This is a genomic window from Palleronia sp. (assembly GCF_042089775.1).
GTDB lineage: Bacteria > Pseudomonadota > Alphaproteobacteria > Rhodobacterales > Rhodobacteraceae > Palleronia.
In genome coordinates this window covers 1-2,144 of the sequence record NZ_JBELKF010000104.1, presented here as the reverse complement: position 1 = coordinate 2,144, position 2,144 = coordinate 1, and the positions used below count along the sequence as shown (strand labels likewise).

Sequence of the window (2,144 nt, the reverse complement as noted above, 5' to 3'; positions counted from 1 at the left end):
GCTGTGCGCCATGCGCGCGCCTACTTCCCCGAGTTTCGGCGCGACATCCTGTCGACGAATTTGCGCCCCGCCTCGCCCGCCGGCTACCCGGACGCCTGGCGCCGCGCGACGCGCTGGGCCGAAGACGAGGAAAGCCCGTTCGAGCGGATGCGTGTCCTCGACCCGCCCCCCAACGGCCGCTTCGTTGCGCGGATGGTCCGGCAGTTCCAGGACGCTTTCCCCTCGATCGGGTCGGTGCGCATACGGAAGGCCTGGGCCGGAATGATCGACAGCCTGCCGGACATGATCCCGGTGATCGACCGCGTCCCGGACCTACCCGGCCTCACGCTTCTGACCGGCCTGTCGGGCCACGGCTTCGGCATCGGCCCCGGAGTGGGGCGCGCCGCCGCGGACCTTGCGCTGGGCCGCGACCCCGGCACCGATCTGACGGCTTTCCGTTTTTCACGCTTCCGGGACGGCACCCGGCGGGCGGCCTTTCATCTGTAAGAGGACCCCATGCCCATCCGTAACCGCATTGCCGACATGGCCCCCGAGGTCGCCGCGTGGCGCCAGCACCTGCACCGGCGCCCCGAGCTGCTGTTCGACACGCACGAGACGTCGGCCTTCGTGGCTGAAAAGCTGCGCGCGTTCGGCTGTGACGATGTCGTCACCGGGATCGGTCGCACGGGTGTCGTCGGGGTGATCCACGGCGCCGGCGGTCCGGGGCGCTGCGTCGGCCTGCGCGCGGACATGGATGCGTTGCCCATCGCCGAGACGACGGGCGCGGACTATGCCAGCGAGGTGCCGGGCAACATGCACGCCTGCGGCCATGACGGGCACACCGCGATGCTTTTGGGCGCTGCGCGCTACCTGGCCGAGACGCGGGGCTTCGACGGGACGGTCGCGGTGATCTTCCAGCCCGCCGAAGAAGGCGGCGGCGGCGGCGAGGTCATGGTGCAGGACGGCATGATGGAGCGCTTCGGGATTGAGGAAGTCTACGGCATGCACAACTGGCCCGGCCTGCCGCTGGGCAGCTTCGCGATCCGCGCGGGCGCATTCTTCGCCGCCACGGACGTGTTCGAGATCGACGTGATCGGGCAGGGCGGCCACGCGGCCAAGCCGCACGAGACGGTCGATGCAACCGTCATCGCGGCCGAGATCGTGGGTGCGCTCCAGACGATCGCCTCGCGCGTGGTTGATCCGACGAAGCAGGTGGTGGTGTCGGTGACCTCGTTCGAGACATCCTCGACCGCGTTCAACGTGATCCCTGGGCGGGTGAACATGAAGGGCACGGTGCGGACCCTCGCGCCCGAGGTGCAGGACATGGCCGAGGCCCGGATCGCCCGCATCGCGGAAGGCATCGCCGCCGCGCACGGGGCCGAAGCGCGCGTCCGGTACGAGCGCAATTATCCGATCATGGCGAACCACCACACCCACACCGAATACGCCGCCGAGGCCGCGCGCGTCGTTGCCGGTGATTGCGCGGCAGCCGATCTGGTGATGGGTGGAGAGGATTTCGCCTACATGCTCAATGCGCGGCCGGGGGCCTACATCCTTGTCGGGAACGGCGACACCGCGCCGCTTCATTCCGGCAATTTCGACTTCGACGACGATGCGATCCCGGCTGGCGTGAGCTACTGGGCGACGCTGGTCGAACAGCGGCTGCCCGCGCGCTGATCCGCTAGAGCGGTGGGCGGTGGACAGCCAAATCCTCGCCCGCCCAGAGACGTTCGTAGACTTCCGCCGCCCCATCGGCCTCGCGCGCAATGGAGTGGTCGGCGACAGCTTTTTTGCGCGCGGCCCGGCCCATGTGCTCGATCCGGTCGGGGTTCGACAGCAGCCCTCCCACAGCCGCGGCGGTTGCGTCCGCGTCCTCGGTCTGGACGATCAGGCCGGTGCGGCCGCCGTCCGAGAAGGCCCGGTAGTGGCCGGTATCCGAGCAGACAAAGGGCGTGCCGGCGGCCATGCCCTCGATCGGGACGACACCGAAAGGTTCGTAGCGCGCCACGTTCACGACGAGAGAGAGGGCGGGCAGGATCTCAGACCGCAGGCGGTCAAGGGGCAGGACGCCGGTGAAGTGGAAGCGGTCGCCCAGCCCTTTCGCATCGATGCGGCGGTGCAGGTCGGCGACGAAGGCCTCATCCGAGGGCTTGGCAAGGCCAATG

The 2,144-nt window shown here is 69.3% G+C and carries 3 protein-coding genes; 2 read left to right on the top strand and 1 reads right to left on the bottom strand.

Features of this window, described 5'->3' with window-relative positions; translation table 11 throughout:
• Together ACFDS3_RS17215 and ACFDS3_RS17210 are read left to right on the top strand one after the other, a co-directional pair.
• A partial coding sequence (locus tag ACFDS3_RS17215) for an NAD(P)/FAD-dependent oxidoreductase (protein WP_375263587.1) occupies positions 1 to 486 on the top strand: 486 nt, incomplete at its 5' end.
• Between the two features lie 9 nt (positions 487 to 495).
• Positions 496 to 1,656, top strand: a complete 1,161-nt coding sequence (locus tag ACFDS3_RS17210) for a M20 aminoacylase family protein (protein WP_375263586.1) — start codon at positions 496 to 498, stop codon at positions 1,654 to 1,656.
• Between the two features lie 4 nt (positions 1,657 to 1,660).
• Here the strand turns inward: ACFDS3_RS17210 and ACFDS3_RS17205 are convergent.
• A partial coding sequence (locus tag ACFDS3_RS17205) for a glycosyltransferase family 4 protein (RefSeq protein ID WP_375263585.1) occupies positions 1,661 to 2,144 on the bottom strand: 484 nt, incomplete at its 5' end.